Annotated in this window: 8 protein-coding genes; 3 read left to right on the forward strand and 5 right to left on the reverse strand. The window is 71.7% G+C overall.

Features of this window, described 5'->3' with window-relative positions:
* Both GT042_RS32410 and GT042_RS32415 read right to left on the reverse strand, forming a co-directional pair.
* Window positions 1–759: SDR family NAD(P)-dependent oxidoreductase (locus tag GT042_RS32410; RefSeq protein WP_161312262.1), on the reverse strand; the 759-nt coding region annotated here is incomplete at its 3' end.
* Window positions 760–824: 65 nt separating this feature from the next.
* Window positions 825–1,337, reverse strand: coding sequence for an Lrp/AsnC family transcriptional regulator (locus tag GT042_RS32415; RefSeq protein WP_161312263.1), 513 nt, complete (start codon window positions 1,335–1,337; stop codon window positions 825–827).
* 103 nt (window positions 1,338–1,440) lie between these two features.
* Here GT042_RS32415 and GT042_RS32420 point away from each other — a divergent pair, with 103 nt between their 5' ends.
* Window positions 1,441–1,905, forward strand: a complete 465-nt coding sequence (locus GT042_RS32420; RefSeq protein WP_161312264.1) for a DUF2000 domain-containing protein — start codon at window positions 1,441–1,443, stop codon at window positions 1,903–1,905.
* A gap of 130 nt (window positions 1,906–2,035) precedes the next feature.
* Window positions 2,036–2,305, forward strand: coding sequence for a chaplin (locus GT042_RS32425; RefSeq protein ID WP_161312265.1), 270 nt, complete (start codon window positions 2,036–2,038; stop codon window positions 2,303–2,305).
* 142 nt (window positions 2,306–2,447) lie between these two features.
* On the opposite strand, the gene GT042_RS32430 is transcribed toward GT042_RS32425, so the two are convergent.
* Both GT042_RS32430 and GT042_RS32435 read right to left on the reverse strand, forming a co-directional pair.
* Window positions 2,448–3,311, reverse strand: a complete 864-nt coding sequence (locus tag GT042_RS32430) for a tyrosinase family protein (protein WP_161312266.1) — start codon at window positions 3,309–3,311, stop codon at window positions 2,448–2,450.
* A 54-nt stretch (window positions 3,312–3,365) separates the two neighbouring features.
* On the reverse strand, window positions 3,366–3,893 hold the full coding sequence (locus GT042_RS32435; protein ID WP_161312267.1) for a tyrosinase family oxidase copper chaperone: 528 nt from the start codon (window positions 3,891–3,893) through the stop codon (window positions 3,366–3,368).
* A 351-nt stretch (window positions 3,894–4,244) separates the two neighbouring features.
* Here GT042_RS32435 and GT042_RS32440 point away from each other — a divergent pair, with 351 nt between their 5' ends.
* Entirely contained in the window at window positions 4,245–5,240 is a 996-nt protein-coding gene (locus tag GT042_RS32440; RefSeq protein ID WP_345944008.1) for a YihY/virulence factor BrkB family protein, read from the forward strand.
* On the opposite strand, the gene GT042_RS32445 is transcribed toward GT042_RS32440, so the two are convergent.
* Entirely contained in the window at window positions 5,183–6,070 is an 888-nt protein-coding gene (locus GT042_RS32445; protein WP_161312268.1) for a glycoside hydrolase family 19 protein, read from the reverse strand. The genes GT042_RS32440 and GT042_RS32445 overlap by 58 nt on opposite strands.
* Window positions 6,071–6,406: the final 336 nt, after the last annotated feature.

Consider the following 6,406-nt stretch of genomic DNA (forward strand, 5'->3'; position numbering starts at 1 on the left):
CTCCACGGCGTCCACCGCGTCCGCGCCGAGCAGCAGGCGCAACGGCGGCTCGTCCCGCCGTACGGCGTCCAGGATGACCCGTGCGCCGCGCGCGGGGTCGCCCTCCTGCACCCCGTCGGTGCCGTCGCGGTAGCGGTGGATCGCGCCGACGCTGGCCTCGTAGTCCGGGCCGACCTCGGCCCGGCGCATGGTCGTGGTCTGCCAGTCGGTGCGGAAGGCGCCGGGCTCGACGATGATCACCCGCACGCCGAACGGCCTGACCTCCTTGTCGAGCACCTCGGAGAAGCCTTCGACACCGAATTTGGCCGTCTGGTACGGGCCCAGTCCGGGGGAACCGCCGACCCGTCCGCCGACGGACGAGAACTGGACGAAGCGGCCGGACCGCTGCCGCCGCAGCACCGGCAGGGCCGCCTTGGTCACGTTGATGACGCCGAACAGGTTCGTCTCGATCTGGGCGCGGAACTCGGCCTCGGACGTCTCCTCGATCGGCGCGGAATTGGCGTACCCGGCGTTGTTCACGACCACGTCGAGCCGACCGAAGGCGTCGAGGGCCAGCTGTACGGCCGCGCGGGCCGCCGCCGGGTCGGTGACGTCGAGCGCGGTCGCCCGCACCCGGTCCCCGTACTTCCGGACGAGGTCGTCGAGTTGCCCGGGGCGACGGGCCGTCGCGACGACGTGGTCGCCGGACTCCAGGGCGGCCAGGGCCAGCTCCCGTCCGAATCCGCGGGAGCTTCCGGTGATGAGCCAGGTCTGTGACATGTCGGCTCCTCGGTGAGCGATAAGCGATAGACCATCTCTCACTTCACGCTAACACGACGGCCCGGTCAGCGTGGCCGCCGGACCGGGGAGGAGGCAGGGGAGCGCCCCTGGCCCTCGTCACCGGCCGGGTCGATCCGGCGCGGCCTGACGTGTTCGTACGCCATCGTCGTCTGGACGTCGGCGACCTCACGGCGCTCGGTGAGCCGGTCGATGACGAAGGCGTAGACGCCGTTCACGTCCGGGACGGCGATGTGCAGGAGGAAGTCGTGGGCGCCGGAGGTCACGAACAGGCCGATGACCTCCGGCAGCCGCGCCGCCCACTCCCGGAACCCCTCGATGACCGGACGGGCCGGCGGCCGGATGCGGACCGAGATCAGCGCCTGGACGGGGCGGCCGATCGCGTCGAGGTCGACGGCCGCGTGGTATCCGGTGACCACTCCGTGCTCGCGGAGCAGCTTCACGCGCTCCAGCGAGGTGGACGGGGAGACGCCGGTCTTGGCCGCGAGATCGCGGTTGGTCTGCCGTGCGTCGTTCTGCAACTCCCGCAGCAGGGCGAGATCGACCGCATCAAATTTCATGGAACACCTCTCGAAGCGCATGATGTACGGCCCTTGGCGACAGAACCGGGACGTGTGCCTAGCGTATCGGGGTGTCCGTACACGAACGAGTAGCAGGAGCACCATGTCCCTCCCCCAGCTGACCGGCGACGACGTGACCACCGACCGGCCGACGCGGCAGGCCAGGCTCAAGTGGGTGGTCGTCGTGGACGAGAGCCTCCCGGCGGGCCGGGCGGCCAACGCCGCCGCCTGCATGGCCGCCGCCGTCGGCAAGGCCCTGCCCGATCTCCTCGGCCCGGGCGGCGAGGACGCGTCGGGTGTCGCCCACGCGGGCCTGCCGTGGGCGGGCTGCACCGTCCTGGCCACGGACGCGGACGCGCTGCGCGCGCTGCGGGCCAAGGCCGCCACGAAGGAGGACATCCTGATCGTGGACATGCCCGAACCGGCGCAGACCGCACGGGTGTACGACGACTATCTCGGGGTGCTCGCCGCGACCGGGCCGGACACCCTCGGTTACTGCGCCGTCAGCCTCGTGGGGCCCCGCAACCGGGTGGACAAACTGGTCGGCGGCCTGGCGCTGCTGCGCTGACCGGGGGTTGATCCGGTGGATTCCACATCCATTGGGCCGATATCCGTTACCCGGTGTGAGTCGCGGCGTTGAACGTGCGTGAAGGCCGCACAACGTGCGGCTGTGCTCAAAACGTTCAAGGAGAAACTTGATGTCGCGTATCGCGAAGGCAGCTGCTGTTCTCGCCGGCACGGGCGCCGTGCTGGCCGGTGGCGCCGGAATGGCCGCTGCCGACGCCGGTGCCGAGGCCGCGGCCGTCGGCTCGCCCGGTGTCCTGTCCGGCAACCTGCTCCAGGTGCCCGTGCACGTCCCGCTCAACGTCTGCGGCAACACCGTCGACGTGATCGGCCTGCTCAACCCGGCGTTCGGCAACACGTGCGCCAACGTCTCGGCTCCCCACGCCGGCGGCTACGGCGGCTGAACGCGGACTGACGTGTCCGGCCCCCGGGCCACACGTTCCCGTTGAATGACGGCCTCCCGCGCTCCGGCGCGGGAGGCCGTCGTCCGTCGGGGCACGAGGGAGTCGCCGTCCCGCTCGGGCCGGCGCCCCTCGGACCGCCGCCTCAGGTGTCGTAACGGTAGACGGCGCGGTGGTCGAGCAGCGTGGACGGCTTGACGTTCCACGGCGGCAGCGGCTCCTCCAGGCTGATCGCCCGGCCGTGCTGGGGATCCCCCGAGGGCAGCCTCTTCTTCGGCAGATAGGTCGCCTTCGGGTGCTTCTGCTGCCAGCGGTCCCACAGCAGGTCGACGAAGGCGTGGTGCAGCCAGAACGCCGGGTCGTTCGGGGAGGCCGCGCCCAGCATGGCTCCCCCGATCCAGCGGTGCACCCGGTTGTGGTTGCGCCAGCGCTCGCGACCGCCGGACGTCCAGCCTTCGAGGCGGTTGCGGAAACCGGAGGTGGCGGTCGAGTCCCAGGGTGCCGCGTCGTAGACCTTCTCGTTCATCGCCGAGGCCAGCTCCGCCTTGCTGGGCAGGGCGATCGGGGCGGAGGGACGGCCCAGGTCCCGGGTGAGGAACCGGTCGTCGGTCACCCCGCCCTTGATGGTCCAGTTCCCCGCGCTGTAGGCGAAGGGTCCGGTCATCACCTGCTGGTCCCGCTCCCGTCCCGTGCCGCCGAGGAAGTCGTCGCGCCACAGGGCGGCGGCGGGGGTGTTGTCGGTCGTCCAGTCCCAGTACGGGATCGTCACGGAGGCGTCGATCTTACGGAGGGCGCGCTCGAAGTCCAGCAGGTAGCGCCGGTGCCAGGGCAGGAACGAGGGAGCCATGTGCCCGGCGCGCACCCCGCCCTCGGCGTCGGAGACGTAGTACCGGGTGTGCAGCCGTACGAACTCCTCGTACGTGCCGCGGCGTTTGAGCTCCAGGACCGCGCCGACAAATCTCTTCTTCTCGGCGCCGCTGAGATTCCGCTGGTTCTTTCTGGTGTACACCGGTGAGGGCCCTCCCGAGGTCGCTGGTGGTGTCGGACGTGGTGGACCGGACCGTCAGACGTGGTGGACCGGACCGGAGAGCGACAGCTGGGCACCTCGCAGGTCCTCGACGGCCGCGCGGGCGGCGTCGAGCAGGGTCGGGAACGACTCGTAGTGGTTGACCGCGCTCAGATAGCTGCCGTCGGCGCGCCGCATGACGTGCAGGGGGCGGCCGTCGATCCGGATGTCGAAGGCGGACCGGCCGGAGGCTGCGGCGGTGACGGCGCCGGCCCCCATCGGGCCCGCGCCCACCGCGCCCGTCCCCGGGCCGAGTTCGATCCGCCGTCCCTGGTACATCTCCTCGAACGCCCGGCCCGCCGCGTCCCGCACCGCGCGGGGCGCCCCGGCCGCGGGGGCCGCCGGGCCGTCAGCGGGGCGGCCGGCCCGGACGACGGGGGCCATGACCGCGGCCGTGCCGCCGGCCACTCCCAGGGTGAAGAGCGACCGCAGGAAGTTCCGGCGGGTGCGGCCACGCGGGCCGGTTCCGTCGGGTGGCGCCGCCTGCCGTAAGGGGCTGCGTCCGGCCTGGGTTCCACGTGGCATGAAGGACCTCCGCTCGTCGGTGAGGGCGCGGCAGAAGACGGGCCACGGCCCCGCCCGGACAACGAGACGGGGACAAAACAGTTATCCGGCGTCGCCCGGGCCGGACGAACTCCCCCGTTCCGCACCGGGGTTCCCCCCGCGCCCGTACGGCCGTTCGGCCCCCTTCACGGTCGGTCCCGCAGGTGGCTCCCCCGCCGGGCCCTGCGCACGCCGGAACGGGGTACACGAGGGGGAGCGGAGCCCGGTCGGGCGACGCACCGGTCCTGACCGCCGGGGCCTGCCCGGGTGACAGGGCAGGATGTGCCGGGGGCCGGCACAGGACGGTCGTACCGTACGAACGCAGGAGGCAGCGTGTCCGCCGAGGAATCCGCACCGACGGCACGCCGGTTCGGCCGCGCCCTGCGGCGCACGCCGCTCGCGATGTGGCACGACGACGCCACGGACGTGGCCGCCGCCCTCACCTACTACGCGGTGCTGGCCATCTTCCCCGCGCTGCTCGTCACGGTCTGTTCGATCGGCCTCGCGGGGCCGGACGCCGGGGGCACGCTCGCCGCCCAGGTGACCGCGCTCGTACCCGCGCAGTCGCGGGTCCTGGTGAGCGACGCGCTGCGGGAGATGGCCGGGCAGCGCTCGGCGGCCTGGCTGCTCGCGTCCTTCGGGACGGTCGGCGCGCTGTGGTCGGCGTCCAGCTACCTGGGGGTCTTCCGGCGGGCCCTGCACGCCATGCACGGGGCGGTGGACCACCGGCCGCCGTGGCGGACCGCGCCCCGGATCGCCCTCACCGCCTGCGCCCTGCTGGCGCTGCTCGTGACCAGTGCCTTCAGCCTGGTGCTGACCGGGGAGGCCGCGGCTGCGCTGGGCCGGATACTGGGGATGAAGGGCGCGGTGGACGCGGTGTGGGGCGGGTTGAAGTGGCCGCTGCTGCTGACCCTGGCCGCCGTACTGGTGCTGCTGGTGTTCCGTACCGGCCCGCCCGGCACGCGCCGGCTGCGGCGCGCGCTGCCCGGCGGGATCCTGGCGGTGGTGCTCTGGCTGCTGACGTCGGCGGGTTTCGCGCTCTACACGGCCCACGCCGGGACGTACAACCGGCTCTACGGCTCGCTCGCCGGGGTCATCGTGTTCCTCGTCTGGCTGTGGGTCACGAATCTCTCGCTCCTGGCGGGCGCGCAGTTCAACGCGGAGCTGGCCCGGGGCGGTGCGGGGCCACGTGCGAAGGCCGGTCCGACGACCTCGTCGTCGGACCGGCCCGGGTCACCGGGTGCGGACACCCGGCCCGCACTGTCGGGGGTTCAGCAGCTCAGGTTGGATCCCGCGGTGGTCCCGAGGATGCCGACGAAGCGCTGGTAGAGGTTGATCCGGCTCTGCACCTGGGCGGGGTTGCCGCCGTTGCACTCGATGCTGCCGTTGATGCTGCGGATGGTCTCGCCGAAGCCGCGGCTGTTGACCATCGCGTTGTGGGGGGTCATCGTGCCGGGGCCGTTCTGGGTGTTCCAGTACCAGAGACCGGTCTTCCAGGCCACGGCCGCGTCGGTCTGCACCAGGTTGGGGTTACGGAGCAGGTCGATGCCGAGGGCGTCGCCCGCGGCCTTGTAGTTGAAGTTCCAGCTCAGCTGGATCGGACCGCGGCCGTAGTACGCGGCCGTGCCCGCGGGGCAGCCGTAGGACTGGCTGGTGTCGCAGTAGTGCGGGTAGTTCGCGGTGTTCTGCTCCACGATGTACACGAGACCGCCGGTCTCGTGACTGACGTTGGCGAGGAAGGCGGCCGCTTCCTGGCGCTTTACCGTGTCGGAGCCGGTCTTCGCGAAGCCCGGGTAGGCGCTCAGTGCGGCGGTCAGGCCGCTGTAGGTGTAGAAGGAGTTCCGGCTCGGGAACATCTGGTTGAACTGGGCCTCGGAGACCACGAATCCCGACGGGTTGGTCGGCGGCGGGGTCGTGTTGCCACCACAGGTGCCCTGGTCGGCCCAGACGTCGGTGGTGCCGGGGATCTCGCCCTGGGTCCACCACTTCGCGGACCAGTTGTGGCCGTTGTACGAGGCGGCGTTGCCGCCGACGTAGACGGTGGAGGCGTTCCACCCGGCGGCGCAGGCCGCGGCGGACGCCGAGGTGGCGGGGAGGAATATCGCGAGGGCGAGGGCCGAGACCATCGCCGTGAGCAGTGCCAAGACGCGTTGCTTCAAGGGACTCACTCCTGTCCACGGCCGGGGCGGCGGAAGCCGACCGGCCGTCATGGGGGGTGAGGGAACCAAAGCGGAAGGGCGTGCACCCTGTCAAGGTCTAGACCAAGCTGGGGAGTTGGCGGCCGTCCCGACGGCCGAAACTGCATGGCTGATTAAAGAGCAGGTCAACAAAACACCAATGCCAACCAATGGCCAACGATGTCACGGATAGTCTCCGGCCGTGATGTTCACCAGACTTGCAAAAACACCCCCTTCCCTTCACAGCGCCGCCACGCGCCGCTCCGTCCTGCGCGCGGCCGTCGCGGGCACCGCGGCCACCACCGCCGTGGCCCTGGC

This window comes from Streptomyces sp. SID3212, from assembly GCF_009865405.1.
GTDB lineage: Bacteria > Actinomycetota > Actinomycetes > Streptomycetales > Streptomycetaceae > Streptomyces.